This window comes from Serratia sp. Ser99 (genome assembly GCF_024519545.1).
Taxonomy (GTDB): Bacteria; Pseudomonadota; Gammaproteobacteria; order Enterobacterales; family Enterobacteriaceae; genus Serratia; species Serratia liquefaciens.
The window spans coordinates 187,710-209,409 of record NZ_JALJRT010000007.1 but is presented as its reverse complement, the minus strand read 5'-3'; the positions used below and the strand labels follow the sequence as shown (position 1 = coordinate 209,409).

The window sequence follows — 21,700 nt, the reverse complement described above, 5'->3', positions numbered from 1 at the left end:
TTATTATTACCCTTACAGAAGGCCGTCGACCCGTACGGATGATGGCGTCGATGCCAGCGTACGCGTACGCCGCACCCGTGCCTTAATCAACCCGGCAGTGTCAAACAGCCAGTACAACAACTTAGCCATCAGCAGGCAGGCGCCAAAAATAAGGCAGAAGAACACCACTCGCGAGACAAAGGAATCTACCCCTTCTCGCGCCAACACGATGATGTTGAAAACCGCACCGAAGCAGAAACTTTGCAATATCGCGGCCTTATACCGGTTAGGTTCGCTTTTGCCCATCTCATACAGCCAGTCGAACCACTTGATGATCATCCCGACCAGTACCGCGCCAACGGGAATAAACACCGCACCGCCCATCACCACCAGTGAGCCGATAAGCGTGGGTGATATCGCCAGGCCGGAATGGTTATTCAACACTTCCCAGGTGAAATAGTTGGCGCTATTGAGCACCGTGTCCGGTCGCCCCGGCCACAGCCAGGCCGGAATGAACACGTAGAAATCGCGCACTATCGGTGCCAGGCCCTGGAAATCAATCTTGTCGTAGTTCTGCAGCAACAGCGCCAGGTTTTCCCATGGCGAGAAGGTATCGCGCGTCAGGTAAAGGAAGGTATAGAACGCTTCGGGACCGCTGACGTCCAGGCTGTAGCGCTTTAACGCCAGCCAGAACATGCCGACGATACCAAACACGCCGGCGGCCACCAACATCCACAACGAGATCCAGCCGCGCACGATGCCGATAAACAGAAATAGCGAGAAGGCAATAATGATATTGGCGCGGGTACCGCCAACTATCACGTAAGTCAGGATGCCAAAGGCCACCGTCGCCGCCAGGAAAAAGAACCAGGCGCGCAGATCTTGCTTCAGGAAATACACCACCAGCATCGCCGGGATGAAGAAATAGAAGAACCGCTTGAGCGCCACCCCAGAGACATCGCTGGAGAAAATCTGGCTGTAAGAGTTGAGCTTGAACAGCAGGAAACCGTTTTGCATGAAGAAAATGCCGACGGTCGCCATCGCCACCAGCGCCAGTAACATCCAGGTCAGATGGGTTTCCACCCGGTTCATGGTGAATACCGGCTTACGCGGTTGCACGCTGCGCTTTCGCAGCCGGGTTTTATAGCTGACGTAATAAATCGCATAAAACGCAGTAGCGGAGAGGATCGCATAGAGTAAAAACTCTACCGGTACCACCTCGACGTCAAACTGAAACACCAGCAGACAGGTCAGCGGGAAACCGAAGTAAAACGTCAGCAAATACAGTAGCGTAAAGAAGACATTAAAATTGAAACGGACGCGCCTAAACTCCTGGTAAGCCAGCGTCAGAATAAACAGCACGCTCACCAGATAAACGATAAACAACCCGCCAAATTGCGCCAGCGTCATACGTTGTCCCCTGCCGCCAGGGTTAATGCCTGCTGCCAGCCATCAACGTAGTTAGGGTTGAAGAAAGCGATGGCCTGTTTATCGACGGAGGCCAGTTGGCGTTGAGCTTCACGCACGACCGCCTCATCCAGCGAATCGCCATAGAACAGCACAGGCAGATGTTGCTCCGCCAGATCCTGCCAGAACGGGTTCTGCCGGCTCAGCACAAAGGGCACGCCAAACTGGATCAGAAGACACAGCGTGCCTATGCCCTGCTGGCGGTTAAAAATAAAGTAACCCAGATCGCACTCGCGCAGAATATTCAGGTAATCGTCGAACGCCACCTGCTGCGTCAACACCTGCAGGTTCCTGGCGCTGAACAGCTCTAGCCCGGCGCTGCGCACCTGTTCAATATAGGCGTCGTTATTGGCCGGGTAGCCCATCGGCAGGATCACCCGCACCTCGGCGCCAAACTGCTGATGAATCGCTTTCAACGCCTCAATATGACGGTTGGTACGATCGCCAGAGTTCCCCACCAGAATGGTCATCGGCCCGGCCAGGTTTTTCTCTACCTCAATGCCGGTTAACGCCGGATCCATCCGCGTCGGGAAATACAACAGAGAGGCCGGTACGCGGGCATGGCGCTGCTGGTAATGAATAATATCACCGCGGGTCGCGAACACGTGTCTCACTCTGCCCTGCGCAATACGGCGCAGCAAATAGAACAGGCGGAATTTCCAACTGGTGGCGTTTTCATACAAATCAGCGCCCCAGATATGCCAACTCACCTGATCGGCCTTGATTTTTCCGCTCAGCAACGCCAACCACAGCGTAGGGTTAAACTGGCCGTGCAGGAAGAAACGCTGATTGCGATCGGCCTGCGCGCGGGCGATGACCGCCATCGCCAGACTTTTCTTGTCCGGATGGCATTCAATGCTCAGCTCGGGAAACACCCCTAACGCAGCGGCATCTTTGGCAGCCACCATAAAATGACGCGTCTGTTCGGACGGCAGGCGTTTCGCCAACACATCGTTGAAGAAACGCAGCACCGTCTGATTGTGATGCGGGATGTCAGATCCCAATACGTGAATCAGTGTCGTCATACTCGTCTACGGTAAAGAATAAATACGCAGCTACAGAGCGTGAAGTACACGATGTAGGTTGCCATGTAGGCCTGTGCCGCTCCCAGCGCGCCATGCAGCGGTATCAACCAATGCGAGAACAGCGTTAACAGCAGGAACTGACTGACTTCGGTCAGGATATAAAAACGCAGCGACGCCTTGGCAATCACCAGATAGCCGAACACATAGGCGCCCACTTTCAGTACGTCCCCTACCAGTTGCCAGGCAAACAGATCGCGCATCGCGACGAACTTGTCCGTGAACAGCAACCAGATGGCGAAGTCGCGCAGTAACCAGACCGTGAAACTCGCCGCCGCTACTGCGGGCAGTACAAATTTTAAGGAGCGCACAATCTCTTGAGAGATGGCGCTTTTTTCCTTCAATCGCGACAGCGTTGGCAGCAGATAAACGGTAAACGAGGCGGTGATAAACTGCAGGTAAGCGTCGGAGATGCTGCTGACGCCCTGCCAAATCCCGACCTCATCCCAACTGTAATGGCTGGCCAGCAGGTTACGCATCATCACATAGGCCACCGGCAGCGTCACTGATGTGATCAATGCCATGATGGTGAACTTGCCAAGATGGCTGGCTAACGCCTTGTCCCATGCCAATGCCAAATAGCGCAGCGGCAAGGTTTTGCGCCGCCACAGCATAAAACCTGCGGGCAACACCACCAAGGCTGGCACCAGTGCCAACCCCGCCAGCGCGCCTTCGTAGCCGCCCAGCTTAAAGCACAGGTAGTAGGCCACTACGCCAATCAGGCTACCGCCAATCACCGCCAGTGCGTTGCCCATCGCATCGCGGTAGCCTTTCAGCACCGCCATAAACAGGTTGGCATAGGCGATACCCATCTGAATAAAGGCTACCGCCCGCACCACGCCGACATAGTCAGCATGGCCGAACAACCCGATACTGATAGGCTCCGCCGCAAACAGAAACACCAGCGCCAGCAGCGTGGAGAAACCCAGCACGATGCTTGACGCCGTCCCGACAGCCAGCCGTAACCGCTGCGGATCCTGATGATATTCGGCAACATACTTGGTGATGCCGTTAAAAATCCCGGCACCGGACAGCACGCCCAGCACGGTAATCAGCTGACGGAAGTTGCCCGCCTGTCCAACCCCGCTGGGGCCAAACGCTACCGCCAGCAGTTTCACTACCAGCAGCCCCGCGCCAATCTTGATCAGCGTGGAGCCTGCGGTCCAAATTGATGCTTTTGCCAGCGACATATCAGGCGCAGAAGCTAAGAATGGTATTGATCACCGTACGTTGAGTGACATCAGACATATTGTAGAACAACGGCAGACGCACCAGACGCGCACTTTCCTGGCTGGTGAAGCGGTCTTCACCGGAAAAGCGGCCAAAACGATCGCCCGCCGGGCAGTCGTGCAGCGCGATGTAATGGAACACCGCCATGATTTCCGCTTCTTTCAGATAATCGATAAAGGCCGTGCGATCTTCAATATCACGCAGTTTGATATAGAACATGTGCGCATTATGCACGCAGTCCGCCGGGATGGTCGGCAGCACAATACGGCCGGCCTTTGCCAACGGCAGCAGGCTGTCATAATAGGTCTGCCACAGTGCCAGGCGGCGCTGGTTGATACGGTCAGCCGCTTCGAGTTGGCCCCAGAGATAGGCAGCCTGCAAATCTGACATCAGATAGCTGGAACCGATATCGCGCCAGGTATACTTGTCCACCTGCCCACGGAAGAACTGGCTGCGGTTGGTGCCTTTCTCACGAATGACTTCTGCCCGGTCGATAAGTGCCGGATCGTTGATCAGCGTTGCGCCGCCCTCACCGCCAGCGGTGTAGTTTTTGGTTTCGTGGAAGCTAAAACAGCCAATATGACCAATGGTACCGAGCGCTTTGCCCTTGTAAGTGGACATCACACCTTGCGCGGCGTCTTCTACCACCCGCAGGTTATATTTTTTCGCCAGCGCCATGATGGTGTCCATCTCGCAGGCCACACCGGCGTAATGCACAGGCACGATAGCGCGCGTCTTTTCGGTGATGGCCGCTTCGATTTTAGTCTCATCGATGTTCATGGTGTCCGGACGCAGGTCGACAAACACCACGGTGGCCCCGCGCAGCACAAAGGCATTGGCGGTTGAAACAAAGGTGAAGCTCGGCATGATCACTTCATCACCCGGCTGGATATCCAGCAGGATCGCCGCCATCTCCAGTGACGCGGTACAGGACGGCGTCAACAGCACCTTCGGGCTGCCAAAACGCTGTTCCATCCACTGCTGGCAACGGCGAGTAAAACCACCATCTCCGCACAGCTTGCCGCTGTCCATTGCAGCCTGCATATAGTCAAGTTCAGTGCCAACAACCGGTGGAGCGTTAAATGGGATCATGTTTTCCTCTGTATAACCAATACGAGGTGCTTTCAATAACAGCACCCTGTCGTTGATAGAGCCGTAATGCGGCTAAATTACCGAGCTGTGTCGCCACCCGCAGGCGTTGCAGCGACCGTTGCCGGCACTCTGCAATGGCCGCCGCCATTAATCGCGCACCAATACCTTTGCCTGACGCCCCGGGGAAAGCTGCCAGCAGGCCGATTCTAACCTCTTGGCCGCCGATATCACGCAGGCTGACAAAGCCCTCCGGCTGACCGGCTTCGTCCAGTGCCAACAGGCATTGGTGATCGAAGGTTCCCAGTACCGCTTTTTCGATCCAGGCGGCATAGAAACGCCCGCTATCCTGAACGTCGTACCAAGGGGCCCGAAAACGGCTGGCGGTGAACACTTTGGCCGCTGCCGCACGCAATACCGGAATATCCTCCGGCACTGCCAGGCGAATCGCAGGCGGTAGCGCACTCTGCGACGATGCACATTCCATGCCGATATTCAGCAACAGATCGACCTCAGCCTCAACCAGTTGGAAACCCAGACCCGACAATGCGTCCGCCCAGGCGGTTTGGTGCGCCGGGATTTTAGCTTGCACCAAGGCGTAGGCTGCCAGACCGGCCTCGGTCAACGCCGGGGCCGTGGTGGAAAAGTTGAGCCTGGCGCTGCCAAGAGCGAAAAATTCGCTTTCCCAGGCTAAGGGCTCAATATTGGCGTGGACGCGCATGCAATAAATCCAGCAGATACTTGCCGTAACCGGTTTTGACCAGCGCCTGTGCGGCACGTTTCACACCGTCATCATCCAGCCAACCGTTGCGCCAGGCGATCTCTTCCAGGCAGGCAATTTTAAAGCCCTGGCGTTTTTCCACCGTCTGCACGAAGCTGCTGGCTTCCAGCAGGCTGTCATGAGTACCGGTATCCAGCCAGGCGAAACCGCGGCCCAGCAGTTCAACGGTCAGTTCGCCACGCTCCAGATACATCTGGTTAATGCTGGTAATTTCCAGCTCGCCACGGGAGGAAGGCTTGACCTGTTTGGCAAACTCCACCACCTGACTGTCGTAGAAGTACAGGCCGGTCACCGCCCAGTTGGACTTGGGCTCGGCAGGCTTTTCTTCGATCGATAAAGCGCGGAAGTTATCGTCAAACTCCACCACCCCAAAACGTTCGGGATCCATCACCTGGTAGCCGAACACGGTCGCGCCCTGGGTACGTGCAGCGACCGTTTTTAGTTTCGGGCTAAACCCTTGACCAAAATAGATATTGTCGCCTAACACCAGACAGCTCGGCTCGCCGGCCAGGAACTCTTCACCGATCAGAAACGCCTGAGCCAGACCATCGGGGCTGGGTTGTTCGGCATAGCTGAGATTAATGCCAAACTCTTCGCCGTTACCCAACAGACGTCTGAATGAAGGGAGGTCTTCCGGTGTGGAAATAATCAGAATGTCGCGGATCCCGGCTAACATCAGCACCGACAGCGGATAGTAAATCATCGGCTTGTCGTAGATCGGGAGCAACTGCTTGGATACGCCGCGAGTAATTGGATGCAAACGTGTACCGGATCCACCCGCCAGAATAATACCTTTCATACTCACTCCAGAATCCACTGGGCCACCACTCAGGCAGCCCGGGTAAACTTAGTCGGATAAACCTAAACGCTCACCCGCATAGGAACCATCCTGAACGCGACGCCACCAGGTTTCATTGTTCAGGTACCAGGAAACCGTTTTGCGAATGCCGCTTTCAAAGGTTTCTTGTGGGTGCCAGCCCAGCTCCCGGTCAATTTTCCCGGCGTCGATCGCATAGCGCATATCATGGCCCGGCCGATCCTTGACGTAAGTGATCAGATCGCGGTATTTCTCCACGCCCTGCGGTTTGTTCGGCGCCAACTCCTCCAGCAGATCGCAAATGGTATGCACCACTTCAATATTTTTGCGTTCGTTGTGGCCACCGATATTGTAGGTTTCGCCTACCACACCTTCGGTAACCACCTGATACAACGCGCGCGCATGGTCTTCGACATACAGCCAGTCACGCACCTGCGCGCCGTTGCCATACACCGGCAAAGGTTTACCGGCAACGGCATTGAGTATCACTAACGGGATCAGTTTCTCCGGGAAGTGGTATGGGCCGTAGTTATTGGAGCAGTTGGTGACCAGGGTCGGCAAGCCATAGGTCCGCAGCCAGGCACGGACCAAATGATCGCTGGATGCCTTGGAGGCCGAATACGGGCTGCTTGGCGCGTAAGGCGTGGTTTCGGTGAACAAGTCATCCGTACCGTGCAAATCGCCATACACTTCGTCGGTGGAAATATGGTGGAAACGGAAGCTCCGCTTCTTCTCCGCATCCAGCGGTTGCCAGTAATGCCGTGCCGCCTCCAGCATGGTGTAGGTTCCCACCACGTTGGTTTCGATAAAGGCCGCCGGGCCATCAATCGAACGGTCGACATGGCTTTCCGCCGCCAGGTGCATGACCACATCCGGCTGATATTGGGCAAACACCCGATCCAACGCCACACGATCGCAGATATCCACCTGTTCAAACGCATAACGTTCGCTATCAGCAATCACCGCAAGCGACTCCAGGTTGCCCGCGTAAGTCAGCTTATCCACCACCACCACGCTGTCCTGCGTAGCTTCAATAATATGCCTGACTACCGCAGAACCGATAAAACCGGCGCCTCCAGTGACTAAAATACGTTTCAACGCCACACCCCTTTGGTATCAACTACCCAAGATTGCGTGATCTCTTCCGGCCTGATTGCCTTGAATTGTTTATGATCGACCAGCATCACGATCACATCTGCCTGCTGCAACGCGTCGGCCATCGCTTTCAGCGTTACATGGCCCGCCAGCGATTTCGGCAGTTGCTCGACGTTCGGCTCCACCACCAGAGTTTCACCCACGTGCCAATCGGCAATCAGATGCGCCACTTCTACCGCTGGGCTTTCGCGCAGGTCGTCGATATTCGGCTTGAAAGCCAGGCCGAAGCAGGCAATTTTCACTTCCGACGCACGCTTATCGGTTGCTGCCAGACAGTCGGCAACCGCCGCTTTCACGCGATCAACCACCCACAGCGGTTTCCCGTCATTCACCAGGCGCGCGGTATGAATCAAACGCGCCTGCTGCGGATTCTGCGAGACGATAAACCAAGGGTCAACCGCGATGCAGTGGCCACCTACGCCAGGGCCAGGCTGCAAAATATTGACCCGCGGATGGCGATTCGCCAGGCGAATAAGCTCCCAGACATTGATGCCCTGATCGGCACAAATCAACGACAGCTCATTGGCAAAGGCGATATTCACATCGCGGAAACTGTTTTCGGTCAGCTTGCACATCTCAGCGGTGCGTGAATTGGTAATCACACACTCGCCCTCAAGGAAAATCTTGTACAGCTCGCTGGCGCGCTCCGAGCATTTTGGCGTCATACCGCCAATCACCCGGTCGTTTTGAATCAGCTCAACCATCACCTGCCCCGGCAGCACGCGCTCCGGACAGTAGGCAATGTTCACATCAGCGGCCTCACCGGCCTGCTGCGGGAAACTGAGATCGCTACGCGCTTCTGCCAGCCACTGCGCCATCTGTTCGGTCGCGCCCACCGGCGAGGTGGACTCAAGGATCACCAGATCGCCTTTTTTCAGCACCGGCGCCAATGATTTGGCGGCGGCTTCGACATACGCCAGATCCGGCTCATGGTCGCCTTTAAACGGCGTCGGTACCGCAATCAGGAAAGCATCTGCAGCCAGAGGTTTGGTCACCGCCTGCAGATAGCCGCCGTCGACCGCGTCTTTCACCACTTTATCCAGGTCGGGTTCAACGATATGGATCGCGCCACGGTTAATGGTATCCACCGCATGTTGGTTAACATCTACGCCCACCACTTTTTTCTTGCGGGAGGCAAACGCCGCCGCCGTTGGCAGACCGATATAACCCAGGCCGATAACCGAAATAGTGTTAAAATTCATAGTGTCACCTGATGATTCTTCAAAGCTTCTAGAATACGCTGGCAGGCATGCCCGTCACCGTAAGGGTTATGCGCCCGGCTCATGGCGTGATATTCATTTTCATCCGTCAGTAACCGGTTAACCGCATCAACAATTTTGGCTACGTCGGTGCCTACCAGACGCACCGTGCCCGAATCCACCGCTTCCGGTCGCTCGGTAGTGTCGCGCATCACCAGCACCGGCTTACCCAATGATGGCGCCTCTTCCTGAATACCGCCTGAGTCGGTCAGGATCATATAAGACTTGGCCATCAGATAGACAAAGGGTAAATAATCCTGCGGATCTATCAGGATGATATTATCAATCCCTTTCAGAATGCGGTTGACCGGCTCGCTGACGTTGGGATTAAGGTGCACCGGATAGACCACCTGTACCTCTGGGTGAGTGCGGGCAATCTCGGCCAACGCGCTGCAAATTCGCTCAAAACCGCCGCCAAAACTTTCACGTCGATGGCCTGTCACCAGAATCAGCTTTTTATCGGCATCCAGGAACGGGTAACGTTGTACCAAGCTGTCGTGCAAAGCAGCGTCGCCCATTACCCGATCGCGCACCCAGAACAGTGCGTCGATCACCGTATTGCCAGTGACGAAGATATGATCGTCCGGCAACAGTTCGCGCAACAGGTTCTGTCGCGAATTTTCCGTCGGGGCAAAATGGTACATCGCCAGGTGGCCGGTGAGCTTGCGGTTGGCCTCTTCCGGCCATGGGGAGTAAAGGTCGCCAGTACGCAGGCCCGCCTCTACATGCCCAACGGGGATTCGCTGATAAAACGCTGCTAAGCTGGTCGCCAGCGTGGTTGTGGTATCACCGTGAACCAACACCACATCCGGTTTGAACTCCTCGAGAACGCTTTTCAGGCCTTCGAGGATACGGCAGGTGATCTCACTCAATCCCTGGCCGGGTTTCATGATGTTAAGATCGTAATCAGGTACTATCTCAAATAAACGCAATACCTGATCCAACATCTCACGATGCTGTGCAGTCACGCAGACTCTTGATTCAAAGGCTTCATCCTGAGCCAGGGCATGTACCAGCGGTGCCATTTTGATGGCTTCAGGCCTGGTGCCGAAAACTGTCAACACTTTCACAGCGAATCTCTTTTGGTCGGTTAACCGCAGGCGAACCTGCGAATTGGGCGCTTACACGCCCATCAGCGAATTATTATATTATTTTTAATTACGCGGCCGACGCACCAGAGCAACACCTGCGCCAACCAAAGCGCCCATCGCGCCCCACATGATCAACCAGAATACCCGCCGCGGGCTATCACGCTTAACCGGCTCTTCCGGAGTCCGTAAATAGCGGTAAGTCTGGAATTTCTCGTCCAGCGTTGGGCCAACGTTCAACGTCGCCAACATCGCGCGATTTTGGTCATAATCCAGATCAAAGGTTGGCCCCGAAGCCTGCAATCCCTCCAGACGCGCCTGCAGCATCGGTTTGCCCAGCAGGAACAAATCGGAGTCTGGCAGTTGCTCTGCCGGCGTATCGGTTTGGGTCCGGCTGATGCCCTGCGTTTCGGCAATTTTCAACGCCTGCTGGATGGTGTTCAGCTCACGTTTATACACGGCCTCCGCTACCGCTTCCTGACGCTTGACCTGCGCCTTCATCGAGGTGGTTCGAGCCGCCCAGGCGCCCTGAATTTCTTCGTTTAAATGCTGAGCCGCACGGTGGCTGGCAAATGCTACGTACTGACGCAGCAAGCGATTGGCATCCACTGCCGTTTCCGCAGTCAGCTTCACGCCGTCATTCGGCACTTTTTTGTCGTCACGCGGCGTGAACTGGATGTTGTTAATGAGTTCGTCGAGCAAGGCCGCATCGGCACCTGCGTCGCCTTCCTGGCGCTGTTTGTAATAATCGCTCTGCAGCCAGAAATCACGGCGCGTGTCGTAGGCTGCCAGTTGCATAATGAATTCATTATAGGCTTCGTCAGCAATGCCCGGTTGTTCGGTAGCCGCCGCCGGCAGAGTACGCACATCCAGGTTACGCAAGAATTGTTGCTGGGAATAATATCCTCCCAACGCATTCACCGTTGGCCGATCGGTAATCGCTGCCGCACTCCACTCCTGTTTCACCAGGTAGGACACCACCAGTGCAATCACGGCGAATAGCGCCGCAATACCAATAATCCATGACTTACCGCGCCACAGGGTACGGCACAGGCCGCGAATATCGAGTTCGTTATCCACTGCCGGGATAGTCTTGTCAGACGTTGTTTCTGGATTCATCACTGCCCAAAAGCCTCTGGTTAGGATTCTTGCTTATTGTCATTCGAACGCCGCAGGCGCCGTTTGATACGCTTAATGTAACGAGCAACACGCCAGGCGCGCTTAATGCAGTAACCGTACAAGAAGAAGGCAAGCAAGAATAATGCCAACATCACCCATTCTGGAATAAAAGTAAGACGTTCGCCGAGCACGCCGACAGCCGCCAGCAGCGCCGCTGCCAGGGTAATCAGCACGAAAGCCTGCCGCGGCGTGAAGCCTGCTCGCATAATCAGATGGTGAATGTGTTGGCGGTCTGGGGAGAAGGGGCTCATCCCTTTACGTAAGCGACGATACATGATCGCAATCATGTCCATCAATGGAATAGCGATAATCCACAGGGCGGTAACAGGATTGATGGAATGGGCTTTACCTTGCGAACTTTGCAACAGCAACCATATGGCAGTGAAACCAATCAGCGTACTGCCAGCATCCCCCATAAACACCTTATAACGTCGGCCAAGAATGCCGAGGTTAAGCAGGATATAAGGAACGATAGCGGCAATCATCGCGAAACACCAGAAGGCCAAATCGGAGTGGCCGCTCAGGTACAGCAGCACGCCCAGCGCACCGAAAGAAACACACGAGAGCCCACCCAGCAGGCCATCGATGCCGTCCACCATATTAAAAGCGTTGATTGCCGCCCAAACGGCGAACAGCGTAATCAGATAGCCGAACGGACCTAACTGCATTTCCCAGTCGCCCAGCACATGACCAAAACTGCGCAGGTAGAGCCCGGCGAACACCATCATCGCGACGCCAACCAGAGCTTGAACCAACGCACGAATTTTAACGCTGATATCGAAACGATCGTCAAGAGCACCGACAAACACCAATACCCCCGCACAAGCGAGGTAGAGTTTTCCGTATGCAATCGTTTGATCAGAGATCAGGAAAGCAAAGCACAACCCGGCGTAAACAGAAATACCACCGACAAGCGGGATCAAGCCCTGATGACGTTTACGGTAATTAGGTTTATCAACCAGACCAATACGTTTTGCTGCTTTACGAGCAACAAAGAGAAAAGCCAAGGAAAACAGGAAAACAAATAGAATTTCAGTACTCATAGTGAGTAAGTTCACAGTTAATAAGATCTCTGTAGATGATAAGGCAGCTTAACACGGGCGACAGGTCGCGCCATGAGGTCCCGCTACCTTTCAGTCATTTCCTATGACAACAGCCATTCATTCTTATTTCCACGCTTCTGTCTGCCGTTTAAACAGTAGCTATACGCGAACGACGAAACGCCGACCGCAAATAAGATGAATTCTCAGTAAGCCATGAAAATAACTTACGTTTCCATTTCTGTTACTTATCGTATCTGCCAAAAGCAAAAAACGCCACGACTAGGCGTGGCGTTCTCTGAATTTTTTACTCAATTATGAGCGCATCGTCATTTATGAGCGCTTCATCATATCGAAGAATTCATCGTTGGTTTTGGTCATGGCCAACTTGTTAATGAGGAATTCCATTGCGTCAATTTCGCCCATTGGGTGAATAATTTTACGCAGGATCCACATTTTCTGCAGTTCTTCAGACGTGGTGAGTAATTCTTCTTTACGGGTACCGGAGCGGTTGTAGTCAATCGCAGGGAATACGCGCTTCTCGGCGATTTTACGCGCCAGATGCAATTCCATGTTGCCGGTACCTTTAAACTCTTCGTAGATAACCTCGTCCATTTTCGACCCGGTGTCGACCAGCGCGGTAGCGATGATGGTCAGGCTGCCGCCTTCCTCAACGTTACGTGCCGCACCGAAGAAACGCTTGGGACGATGCAGGGCGTTGGCATCCACACCACCGGTCAACACTTTACCGGAAGCCGGTACTACGGTGTTGTAGGCACGCGCCAGGCGGGTGATGGAGTCGAGCAAGATGATAACGTCTTTCTTGTGCTCAACCAGGCGCTTGGCCTTCTCGATCACCATTTCTGCAACCTGGACGTGGCGGGAAGCCGGCTCGTCAAAGGTAGAAGCGATAACTTCGCCCTTCACCAGACGCTGCATCTCGGTAACTTCTTCCGGACGTTCGTCAATCAGCAGAACCATCAACACACAGTCTGGATGGTTGTAAGCGATGCTTTGTGCAATGTTCTGCAGCAGCATAGTTTTACCGGCTTTCGGCGGAGCAACAATCAGACCACGCTGACCACGGCCAATCGGCGAGGCCAGATCCAGCACACGAGCCGTCAGGTCTTCGGTTGAACCGTTACCGCGTTCCATCCGCAGACGGGAGTTGGCATGCAGTGGGGTTAAGTTCTCGAACAGGATCTTGCTGCGGGCGTTTTCCGGTTTGTCGTAGTTAACTTCGTTAACTTTCAACAGGGCAAAGTAGCGCTCGCCTTCTTTTGGCGGACGAATCTTACCGGAAACGGAGTCACCTGTACGGAGGTTAAAACGGCGGATTTGGCTGGGGGATACGTAGATGTCGTCGGGGCCTGCAAGGTAGGAACTGTCTCCAGAGCGGAGGAAACCAAATCCATCCTGCAATATCTCCAACACGCCATCGCCGAAGATATCTTCTCCACTTTTCGCATGCTGCTTAAGGATAGAGAAGATAATGTCCTGCTTGCGCATGCGGGCAAGGTTTTCCAGCCCCATATTTTCGCCGAGAGTAATCAGCTCAGAAACCGGCGTATTCTTTAATTCGGTAAGATTCATAGTGGTGGGTTCTTAAACTCGGGGTATGTCTCGAACTTATATCGTGAATGGTATGGCAGCGGGATATATCTTTCGTCTTTCTGGTGGTCGCCTTGGCCTTCCTTGCTTACCCCGCCACTTAGCGGACTAAGCTGCAGAGATTCGTTCGGTTGCCGACGGGCCACACCTTGAAATCCTTTGGATATTCGTGCCTGTTTACTGGACGTTCGATCGCCGGGCGCTGAGCCGTCACGGTAAGAAATGGCTTACAGAGGACGCGCGCATTGACGGTTTAAGATCGAAGGTACCTTAAAATTGATTTTGCAAAACCGTTTGATTGTTAAAACACGGGCTGAGTTCATTTTTTCTTTCAACGCCAGCGGTTCAACACAGAGTAAAGCTTTAGATTTAGACTCTTTAGATTTAAAACTTCGGGCAAGTTCTATATGCAGTATGGTTAAACTTAACACGCTTCTTGGCAGGCGTCTAGCGGTGAATTGAACATCCCCGCTAGACGCCTGTATATCCCCGTAGTCTCTCACTTCGCGGCTTTTTGACCGCAACGTCAGACCCCTTGGGCATAGGGCATCCCGCCCGATTACAGATTCGCGTTAAGGAAATCTTTGAGCTGGCCTTTGGACAGCGCACCAACCTTGGTCGCGGCCACTTCACCGTTCTTGAACAGCAACAGCGTAGGGATACCACGGATACCGTACTTAGGTGCGGTTGCCGGGTTTTGGTCGATATTCAGCTTGGTGATGGTCAGCTTGCCTTCGAACTCCTCGGCAATCTCATCCAGAATCGGAGCAATCATCTTGCACGGTCCACACCATTCAGCCCAGAAATCGACCAGGATTGGCCCTTCAGCTTTCAGCACGTCGTTTTCGAAGCTGCCGTCAGTCAGGTGAATAATTTTATCGCTCATGTTCTACTCCAAAGGATTGTGTCTACCTTGTTGGTGTAGCATTAACCAACCTAAGGTGACTTTATTTCACCGGATACGCTTTCGTAAAGCAATAGTTAGCTGATATTCTACCACACTATGAGCAAAACACACTTGACCGAACAGAAGTTTTCCGACTTCGCCCTGCACCCGTTAGTCCTTGAAGCCCTTGAAAAGAAAGGGTTTCAACATTGCACGCCTATCCAGGCGTTAGCATTGCCGCTCACGCTCTCCGGGCGTGACGTTGCAGGTCAGGCGCAAACCGGTACCGGAAAGACGCTGGCATTTTTAGCGTCTACTTTTCACTATTTGCTTTCTCACCCGGCGAAACAGGATCGCCAGACCAACCAGCCGCGCGCCTTGATCATGGCGCCAACGCGTGAACTGGCGGTACAGATCCACTCCGACGCGGAAGCCCTGTCCCAATCCACCGGCCTAAAACTTGGCCTGGCGTATGGCGGCGACGGCTACGACAAACAGCTGAAAGTGCTGGAAAGCGGCGTGGATATCCTGGTCGGTACTACCGGTCGTTTGATCGATTACGCCAAACAGAACTATATCGATCTGGGCGCAATCCAGGTCGTGGTGCTGGATGAAGCCGACCGTATGTACGATCTGGGCTTTATCAAAGACATTCGCTGGTTGTTCCGCCGCATGCCTGCGGTCGATCAACGCCTGAACATGCTGTTCTCTGCCACCCTGTCCTATCGCGTACGCGAACTGGCTTTCGAGCAGATGAACAACGCTGAATATGTCGAAGTGGAACCGGAACAAAAAACCGGCCACCGCATTAAAGAAGAGCTGTTCTACCCTTCTAACGAAGAAAAGATGCGTCTGCTGCAGACGTTGATCGAAGAAGAGTGGCCAGACCGCTGCATCATCTTCGCCAACACCAAGCACCGCTGTGAAGACGTCTGGGGCCACCTGGCCGCCGATGGTCACCGCGTAGGCCTGTTGACCGGCGATGTGGCGCAGAAAAAACGCCTGCGCATTCTCGACGATTTCACCAAGGGCAACCTGGATATTCTGGTCGCCACCGACGTCGCCGCTCGCGGTCTGCACATCCCGTTGGTGACGCACGTATTCAACTACGACTTGCCTGACGACTGCGAAGACTACGTCCACCGTATCGGTCGTACCGGCCGTGCTGGCGAAAGTGGCCATTCCATCAGCCTGGCCTGTGAAGAGTACGCGCTCAACCTGCCGGCGATCGAAACCTATACCGGCCACAGCATTCCGGTGAGCAAGTACAACAGCGATGCGTTACTGACTGACCTGCCTGCGCCGAAACGCCTGGCTCGCCCACGCGGCGGCAACGGTCCACGTCGTAACTCAGCGCCACGTCGTGGCGGTGCGCCGCGCAACAACCGTAAACGTTCAGGCTGATAGACAATGCTCAGTTCCAGCGCACTTTATGCCGCTATCGATCTCGGCTCCAACAGCTTCCACATGTTGGTGGTGCGCGAGGTGGCCGGCAGTATTCAGACCCTGGCGCGCATCAAGCGCAAAGTGCGTCTGGCGGCCGGACTGGATCAGAACAACCTTCTGTCGCATGAGGCCATGCAACGCGGATGGCAATGCCTGAAGCTGTTCGCCGAACGCCTGCAGGACATCCCTCGCGAGCAAATTCGCGTGGTCGCCACGGCCACGCTGCGGCTGGCGTCCAATGCCGATGAATTCCTGCAGACCGCCGAGCAGATTCTCGGATGCCCGATCCAGGTGATCAGCGGCGAGGAAGAAGCGCGCCTGATTTACCACGGTGTAGCCCATACCACCGGCGGTCCGGACCAACGTTTGGTGGTCGATATCGGCGGCGGCAGCACAGAGCTGGTCACGGGGACCGGTGCGCAGGCCGCTCAGTTGTATAGCCTGTCGATGGGCTGCGTCACCTGGCTGGAACGGTTCTTCACCGATCGTAATCTGGGGCAGGAAAACTTCGAGCGGGCCGAACAGGCTGCGCGTGAAATGGTGCGCCCGATAGCACCGCAGCTGCGTCAGCACGGCTGGCAAATCTGCGTCGGCGCTTCCGGCACCGTCCAGGCGCTGCAGGAAATCATGGTGGCGCAGGGCATGGATGAACGCATCACCCTATCCAAGCTGCGCCAATTGAAACAGCGCGCCATTCAGTGCGGCAAGCTGGAAGAACTGGAAATTGAAGGGCTAACGCTGGAGCGCGCCTTGGTATTCCCAAGCGGGCTGTCCATTCTGCTGGCGATCTTCCAGGAGTTGGGCATTGAAAGCATGATGTTGGCCGGCGGTGCGCTACGCGAAGGTCTGGTTTACGGCATGCTGCATTTGCCGGTCGAACAGGATATCCGCAGTCGCACCATTCGCAACCTGCAACGGCGTTATCTGTTGGATACTGAACAGGCCGAGCGCGTCAGCCAACTGGCCGCCAATTTCTCGCAGCAGGTGAGCAATGAATGGCAGTTGGACGCACGATGTCGCGAGTTATTGCACAGCGCCTGTCTGATCCACGAAATCGGCCTCAGCGTTGATTTCAAGCAGGCGCCGCAACACGCCGCTTACCTGATTCGCCATCTGGATTTACCCGGTTTCACCCCGGCACAGAAAAAACTGTTAGCCACCCTGCTGCAAAACCAGAGCAACACCCTCGACTTGCCACTGCTGAGCCAGCAAAACGCCCTGCCACCACGTACGGCACAACGTTTATGCCGGATTTTACGCCTGGCGATCATCTTTGCCAGCCGTCGCCGCGACGACACGCTGCCTGCGGTGCGTCTGCGCGCCAATCATGATGACGAGCTGACGGTGATCCTGCCGCCTGGCTGGCTGGAGCAGCACCCGTTACGGGCAGAAGCGCTGGAGCAGGAAAGCCATTGGCAAAGTTACGTTCACTGGCCGCTGATACTGGAAGAACAACGTTAAAATGACAAGGGCGCTAACCGCGCCCTTAGTCTGATGACAAACACCCGAAAAACGTGGTTTTCGGATGTTTGGGGGTAAATCAGAAGACATAATCCTTTGTTTTTATTAGCCCCAAGATCAGGACGTTTAACTGCAAAGGACTTTGTCAGCCATCTGAGGGCGCTAACCGCGCCCTTTCTTCTAGTTGCTGCCCTTGGCCTTGGCCAACTGAGCACGAATATTGGCCAGATGGCTCTGCCCTTTTTGCATCCTTTCCTGCGGACTGACCACTTTGCGCTCACTTTCCCACGCCAGGTCATCCTGCGGCAGTTCCAACAAGAAACGGCTCGGCTCCGGGCGAACCAACTCGCCATATTGACGACGCTCGCGGCACAGCGTGAAAATCAGCTCCTTTTGGGCGCGAGTGATGCCTACGTAGGCCAAGCGTCGCTCTTCATCAACGTTATCTTCGTCAATGCTGCTCTGATGCGGCAATAACCCTTCCTCCATCCCCACCAGAAACACATAGGGGAACTCCAACCCTTTGGAGGCATGCAGCGTCATCAGTTGCACCTGATCCAGCTCTTCATCGCTTTCACCGCGTTCCATCATGTCGCGCAGGGTAAAGCGCGTCACCACCTGGGTCAGCGTCATCGGCTCATCCAGCTCGCTGCCTTCCAGCATTTCCGTCATCCAGCCGAACAGCGTATTGACGTTTTTCATGCGCATTTCGGCGGCTTTCGGGCTGGGAGAGGTTTCGAACAGCCAGCTCTCGTAATCTACACCGTGGATCAGGTCACGCACCGCAGCCACCGGCTCGCGCTCCGCCAGTTGGGCGATGCCGTCCAGCCAGTGAGTGAAGCGTTGCAAAGACTCCAGCCCGCGTCCGGTCAGGTGTTGGCTCAATCCAAGATCAAAACTGGCACGGAACAGGCTTTTATTGCGTTGGTTTGCCCATTCACCCAGCTTTTGCAACGTCGCCGGGCCAATCTCGCGTTTTGGCGTATTGACGATACGCAGGAAGGCGCTGTCATCATCCTGATTGGTCAGGACGCGCAGGTAGGCCAGCAGATCCTTGATTTCCGGCCGCGAGAAAAACGAGGTGCCGCCGGAGATCTTGTAGGGAATACGGTTTTGCATCAGCATTTTTTCAAACAGCCGCGACTGATGGTTGCCACGATAGAGGATCGCATAATCGCCGTAGTTGGTTTTCTTCACGAAATGGTGAGCTATCAGTTCACCCACTACGCGCTCGGCCTCGTGATCCTCATTATTGGCGGTCACCACCTTCAGCTCTTCGCCGTAACCCAGTTCGGAAAACAGCCGTTTTTCAAATACGTGCGGGTTATTGGCGATCAGAATGTTCGCCGCCTTCAGAATACGCTCGCTCGAACGGTAGTTCTGCTCCAGCTTGATCACCTGCAGCGCCGGGAAGTCTTCCTTCAACAGCACCAGGTTTTGCGGGCGCGCACCGCGCCAGGAGTAGATTGACTGATCGTCATCCCCCACCACGGTGAAACGCGCACGGTTACCCACCAACAGTTTTACCAGCTCGTATTGGCTGGTGTTGGTGTCCTGATATTCGTCCACCAACAGGTAGCGGATTCGGTTCTGCCAACGCTCGCGCACCTCTTCATTGCGCTGCAACAGCAGGGTCGGTAACAGAATTAAATCGTCGAAATCCAATACGTTACAGGCACGCATGTGCGCGTGATACAGACCGTAGCAATGCGCGAACAGCTTGTCGCGTTCAGAGCGCGCCAGCTCCATCGCCTTCTTGGGATCGACCAGATCATTCTTCCAATTGGAGATGGTGGAAATCAACTGCGCCACCAGCGTCTTGTCATTTTCCAGCCATTTTTCGGTCAGCTCTTTCAGCAGCGCCAACTGGTCCTGATCGTCGAACAGCGAGAAGTTGGATTTCATCTCCAGCGCGGCATATTCCCGCTTGATGATTTCCAGCCCCAGGGTGTGGAACGTAGAAATCATCAAACCGCGCGCCTCTTTGCGCCCCATGGTTTGCGCCACACGTTCTTTCATCTCACGCGCGGCCTTATTGGTAAAGGTCACGGCGGCGATGTGCCGCGCCTGATAGCCACAATTATGGATCAGGTGAGCAATCTTGTTGGTGATGACGCGCGTCTTGCCGGAACCTGCACCGGCCAGCACCAGGCAGGGCCCGGTAACGAATTCGACGGCTTGTTGTTGGCTGGGGTTTAATCGCATGGCGCTTTATTGCTCGACTTTATAACGTGGAAGGGGATTGTAGCAGAAAGCGCCGATGAGATTTAACGGGTATAATCAGCGCAATTTCTGTATCGATAAAGGCAATACCATGGCAAAGACGGCGTGCGCCCTGCACATTCTGGTAGATAACGAAAAACTGGCTGAAGAACTGCTGGCCAAGCTTAAACGCGGCGTCAGTTTTGACACGCTGGCGCGCAAATACTCAACTTGCCCGTCAAAGCGCAACGGCGGCTCGCTGGGCGAATTCAACAAGGGCACCATGGTGGCGGCCTTCGATAAAGCGGTGTTCAGCATTCCGCTGCTGAAGCCCTACGGCCCGGTGAAAACCCAGTTCGGCTACCACATTATCAAGGTGCTGTACCGCAACTGAGTGAGGGGGCAAACGCCCCCTCAGCCGTTATTGTGCGCTGGTTTCCGGGGCCGGTGCGGTATCGGCCGGTTTGACCTCCTCCGACACCACGGCCGGAGCCGGAGACATAATGCCGTTATAGGTTTCCTGTAACTGCTTCATGCTCATTTCCGGTTCGCCCTTCGGCTGCATCAACACCAGCGTCGCATCCTGAGAAAGCTGAAGTTTCAGCTCCTGATTCAGCGCTTCCAGCGTCAATCCGCTCAAGAACTCCTGGCGCAGTTTCTGATACTGCTCCGGTGCGATATCTACGACGCCGCTCTGCTGTGAACGCAGGCGTTGGCTCATCAGCACGTCCGTATCGGTGCGGGCATAGGTTGCGAACAACTTGCTCAACTGATCGGTTTTCTGCGCCAGCAGGGCGTTAAACTCATCCTGCGACAGCCCGTTGTTACGCACATTAGCCAATTCACGAGCGATAAAGCCCAGGCTGTTGTTCAGGTTGTTATTCGGCGTGTCGAGATGAATTGCGCACTGGGCACGCTGGTATTGCACGCGGCAATCAAAGCCCAGATGCAGGTTTTTCTGGTCACTCTTTTCCAGCACCTGCTGGAGATGCCAGAACAGCGCCTCGCGGGCCATATCACCACGCCAGTAGCGGCTCAAATTCTGCGAATCGCGGATCGGGTGCCATGGCGCATCCCACATGATCGACAGCGTATCCTGCTTGACCTGCTCGCTGATCAGGCTGACCGGCTGCGGTGGCAGCGGCGTCAGCGTCGGCATGGTGGCCGGCGTTTCACGCTTGCCCTTCAGCGGCGAGAAGGCCTTGTTGATTTGTTCGCCCAGGCTGCGGCTGTCTACCTTGCCCACCACGTACAGCGTCATGGCGTCCGGGGTATACCACTGCTGGTAGAATTTTTTCAGTTGATCGACATTCACCGGTCGCTTCGGTGGCTGGGCCGGATCGTGCGCCAACAGCGTCGAGCCTTTCAGGCGGTATCGCCACCAGGCATCTTTCGGGTTCGGTGGGAAAGTGCCCACCGGATCGACATTGGAGTTTATTACCGCATGCACGGTATGCTCGTCGATCGCCAGTTTGCCGGTGGTGTCGGAAAGCCACGCCAGCGCTTCTTTCAGCAAGTCTGGGCGGTTATTCGGCAAGCTGAGATTATACATGGTGAAATCGTAAGAACTGATGGCCGGCGGCAAAGGCCGCTCAGGATCCACGCTCTGCTGCCACAGTGAACGCAACTGCGGTGGCGTAAAGCTTTCGCTGCGCGCTAAAGACAGGCGCGGCAGCAGATGGGCAAAGCCGATCTGCTGTGAGGACTCGACCAGCGAGCCGGTATTAACCATTAACCGCAGCTCTACACGGTCGCTCGGCCGCTGCGGTGTATCCAGTATCTGCCATGAAAACCCGTTGGCCAGTGCCCCCTGCTGCCAGGCAGGATCGGGTTGCAGTGCTTCGGCCTGCACGCTGCTGTTGGCTGCAGCCAACAGCAGCCCACCTACGATGAGATGAATTCTGGTGCCCTGCATGTGAACCCCTACT

General features: G+C 55.1%; 18 protein-coding genes. 3 read left to right on the top strand and 15 right to left on the bottom strand.

From position 1 onward, the window contains the following. Positions 1 to 12 precede the first annotated feature (12 nt). The 13 genes from wzyE to trxA all read right to left on the bottom strand — a co-directional run bounded on the left by wzyE (position 13) and on the right by trxA (position 14,663). A complete protein-coding gene (wzyE, locus tag NR114_RS15730; RefSeq protein ID WP_020824759.1) occupies positions 13 to 1,389 on the bottom strand; it encodes an ECA oligosaccharide polymerase in 1,377 nt (458 codons plus the stop codon). After that, positions 1,386 to 2,471, bottom strand: a complete 1,086-nt coding sequence (locus tag NR114_RS15725; RefSeq protein WP_020824758.1) for a TDP-N-acetylfucosamine:lipid II N-acetylfucosaminyltransferase — start codon at positions 2,469 to 2,471, stop codon at positions 1,386 to 1,388. The genes wzyE and NR114_RS15725 overlap by 4 nt, the downstream gene beginning before the upstream one ends. Next, positions 2,468 to 3,718 (bottom strand): lipid III flippase WzxE, encoded by a 1,251-nt coding sequence (gene wzxE, locus NR114_RS15720; protein WP_020824757.1) that lies wholly within the window; start codon positions 3,716 to 3,718, stop codon positions 2,468 to 2,470. Before wzxE ends, NR114_RS15725 begins: the two co-directional genes overlap by 4 nt. 1 nt (position 3,719) lies before the next feature. Next, complete coding sequence (gene rffA, locus NR114_RS15715) at positions 3,720 to 4,850, bottom strand: dTDP-4-amino-4,6-dideoxygalactose transaminase (protein ID WP_044554399.1); 1,131 nt, start codon at positions 4,848 to 4,850, stop codon at positions 3,720 to 3,722. Continuing rightward, positions 4,837 to 5,568 (bottom strand): dTDP-4-amino-4,6-dideoxy-D-galactose acyltransferase, encoded by a 732-nt coding sequence (rffC, locus tag NR114_RS15710; protein WP_234529282.1) that lies wholly within the window; start codon positions 5,566 to 5,568, stop codon positions 4,837 to 4,839. Before rffC ends, rffA begins: the two co-directional genes overlap by 14 nt. Further along, complete coding sequence (gene rfbA, locus NR114_RS15705; RefSeq protein ID WP_020824754.1) at positions 5,546 to 6,427, bottom strand: glucose-1-phosphate thymidylyltransferase RfbA; 882 nt, start codon at positions 6,425 to 6,427, stop codon at positions 5,546 to 5,548. Before rfbA ends, rffC begins: the two co-directional genes overlap by 23 nt. A gap of 48 nt (positions 6,428 to 6,475) precedes the next feature. Then, positions 6,476 to 7,543, bottom strand: a complete 1,068-nt coding sequence (rffG, locus tag NR114_RS15700; protein ID WP_234529281.1) for a dTDP-glucose 4,6-dehydratase — start codon at positions 7,541 to 7,543, stop codon at positions 6,476 to 6,478. After that, positions 7,540 to 8,802: a UDP-N-acetyl-D-mannosamine dehydrogenase gene (gene wecC / locus NR114_RS15695; RefSeq protein ID WP_048762498.1), complete on the bottom strand. Its 1,263-nt coding sequence runs from the start codon at positions 8,800 to 8,802 to the stop codon at positions 7,540 to 7,542. The genes rffG and wecC overlap by 4 nt, the downstream gene beginning before the upstream one ends. Next, the gene (wecB, locus tag NR114_RS15690; RefSeq protein ID WP_046374752.1) at positions 8,799 to 9,929 is read right to left on the bottom strand and encodes a non-hydrolyzing UDP-N-acetylglucosamine 2-epimerase; all 1,131 of its coding nucleotides are present in this window, start codon (positions 9,927 to 9,929) and stop codon (positions 8,799 to 8,801) included. The genes wecC and wecB overlap by 4 nt, the downstream gene beginning before the upstream one ends. Before the next feature lie 84 nt (positions 9,930 to 10,013). Continuing rightward, positions 10,014 to 11,066, bottom strand: a complete 1,053-nt coding sequence (wzzE, locus tag NR114_RS15685; RefSeq protein ID WP_046374753.1) for an ECA polysaccharide chain length modulation protein — start codon at positions 11,064 to 11,066, stop codon at positions 10,014 to 10,016. A 20-nt stretch (positions 11,067 to 11,086) separates the two neighbouring features. Then, entirely contained in the window at positions 11,087 to 12,184 is a 1,098-nt protein-coding gene (gene wecA / locus NR114_RS15680) for a UDP-N-acetylglucosamine--undecaprenyl-phosphate N-acetylglucosaminephosphotransferase (RefSeq protein WP_104410927.1), read from the bottom strand. 315 nt (positions 12,185 to 12,499) lie between these two features. After that, entirely contained in the window at positions 12,500 to 13,759 is a 1,260-nt protein-coding gene (gene rho, locus NR114_RS15675; RefSeq protein ID WP_004950874.1) for a transcription termination factor Rho, read from the bottom strand. A gap of 577 nt (positions 13,760 to 14,336) precedes the next feature. After that, positions 14,337 to 14,663 (bottom strand): thioredoxin TrxA, encoded by a 327-nt coding sequence (trxA, locus tag NR114_RS15670; protein ID WP_020824748.1) that lies wholly within the window; start codon positions 14,661 to 14,663, stop codon positions 14,337 to 14,339. Between the two features lie 117 nt (positions 14,664 to 14,780). Here trxA and rhlB point away from each other — a divergent pair, with 117 nt between their 5' ends. Both rhlB and ppx read left to right on the top strand, forming a co-directional pair. Then, on the top strand, positions 14,781 to 16,067 hold the full coding sequence (gene rhlB, locus NR114_RS15665) for an ATP-dependent RNA helicase RhlB (RefSeq protein WP_020824747.1): 1,287 nt from the start codon (positions 14,781 to 14,783) through the stop codon (positions 16,065 to 16,067). Between the two features lie 6 nt (positions 16,068 to 16,073). Further along, positions 16,074 to 17,570: an exopolyphosphatase gene (ppx, locus tag NR114_RS15660; protein WP_020824746.1), complete on the top strand. Its 1,497-nt coding sequence runs from the start codon at positions 16,074 to 16,076 to the stop codon at positions 17,568 to 17,570. A gap of 180 nt (positions 17,571 to 17,750) precedes the next feature. On the opposite strand, the gene rep is transcribed toward ppx, so the two are convergent. Then, positions 17,751 to 19,775: a DNA helicase Rep gene (rep, locus tag NR114_RS15655; protein WP_234529280.1), complete on the bottom strand. Its 2,025-nt coding sequence runs from the start codon at positions 19,773 to 19,775 to the stop codon at positions 17,751 to 17,753. Between the two features lie 109 nt (positions 19,776 to 19,884). Between rep and ppiC the strand changes: the two genes are divergently transcribed. Beyond that, positions 19,885 to 20,166, top strand: coding sequence for a peptidylprolyl isomerase PpiC (gene ppiC / locus NR114_RS15650; protein ID WP_041415145.1), 282 nt, complete (start codon positions 19,885 to 19,887; stop codon positions 20,164 to 20,166). Positions 20,167 to 20,193: 27 nt separating this feature from the next. Here the strand turns inward: ppiC and NR114_RS15645 are convergent, their stop codons facing one another. Continuing rightward, positions 20,194 to 21,687: a pitrilysin family protein gene (locus tag NR114_RS15645; RefSeq protein WP_020824743.1), complete on the bottom strand. Its 1,494-nt coding sequence runs from the start codon at positions 21,685 to 21,687 to the stop codon at positions 20,194 to 20,196. Positions 21,688 to 21,700 lie beyond the last annotated feature (13 nt).

What these genes read in the sequence shown, in the direction of transcription:
- ppx (WP_020824746.1), top strand. Translation starts at nt 16,074, where the DNA reads ATGCTCAGTTCCAGCGCACTTTATGCCGCTATCGATCTCGGCTCCAAC.
- ppiC (WP_041415145.1), top strand. Translation starts at nt 19,885, where the DNA reads ATGGCAAAGACGGCGTGCGCCCTGCACATTCTGGTAGATAACGAAAAA.
- wzyE (WP_020824759.1), bottom strand. Translation starts at nt 1,389, where the DNA reads ATGACGCTGGCGCAATTTGGCGGGTTGTTTATCGTTTATCTGGTGAGC.
- rhlB (WP_020824747.1), top strand. Translation starts at nt 14,781, where the DNA reads ATGAGCAAAACACACTTGACCGAACAGAAGTTTTCCGACTTCGCCCTG.
- trxA (WP_020824748.1), bottom strand. Translation starts at nt 14,663, where the DNA reads ATGAGCGATAAAATTATTCACCTGACTGACGGCAGCTTCGAAAACGAC.
- NR114_RS15725 (WP_020824758.1), bottom strand. Translation starts at nt 2,471, where the DNA reads ATGACGACACTGATTCACGTATTGGGATCTGACATCCCGCATCACAAT.
- NR114_RS15645 (WP_020824743.1), bottom strand. Translation starts at nt 21,687, where the DNA reads ATGCAGGGCACCAGAATTCATCTCATCGTAGGTGGGCTGCTGTTGGCT.
- wecC (WP_048762498.1), bottom strand. Translation starts at nt 8,802, where the DNA reads ATGAATTTTAACACTATTTCGGTTATCGGCCTGGGTTATATCGGTCTG.
- rffC (WP_234529282.1), bottom strand. Translation starts at nt 5,568, where the DNA reads ATGCGCGTCCACGCCAATATTGAGCCCTTAGCCTGGGAAAGCGAATTT.
- rep (WP_234529280.1), bottom strand. Translation starts at nt 19,775, where the DNA reads ATGCGATTAAACCCCAGCCAACAACAAGCCGTCGAATTCGTTACCGGG.
- rffA (WP_044554399.1), bottom strand. Translation starts at nt 4,850, where the DNA reads ATGATCCCATTTAACGCTCCACCGGTTGTTGGCACTGAACTTGACTAT.
- rho (WP_004950874.1), bottom strand. Translation starts at nt 13,759, where the DNA reads ATGAATCTTACCGAATTAAAGAATACGCCGGTTTCTGAGCTGATTACT.
- wzzE (WP_046374753.1), bottom strand. Translation starts at nt 11,066, where the DNA reads ATGAATCCAGAAACAACGTCTGACAAGACTATCCCGGCAGTGGATAAC.
- rfbA (WP_020824754.1), bottom strand. Translation starts at nt 6,427, where the DNA reads ATGAAAGGTATTATTCTGGCGGGTGGATCCGGTACACGTTTGCATCCA.
- wzxE (WP_020824757.1), bottom strand. Translation starts at nt 3,718, where the DNA reads ATGTCGCTGGCAAAAGCATCAATTTGGACCGCAGGCTCCACGCTGATC.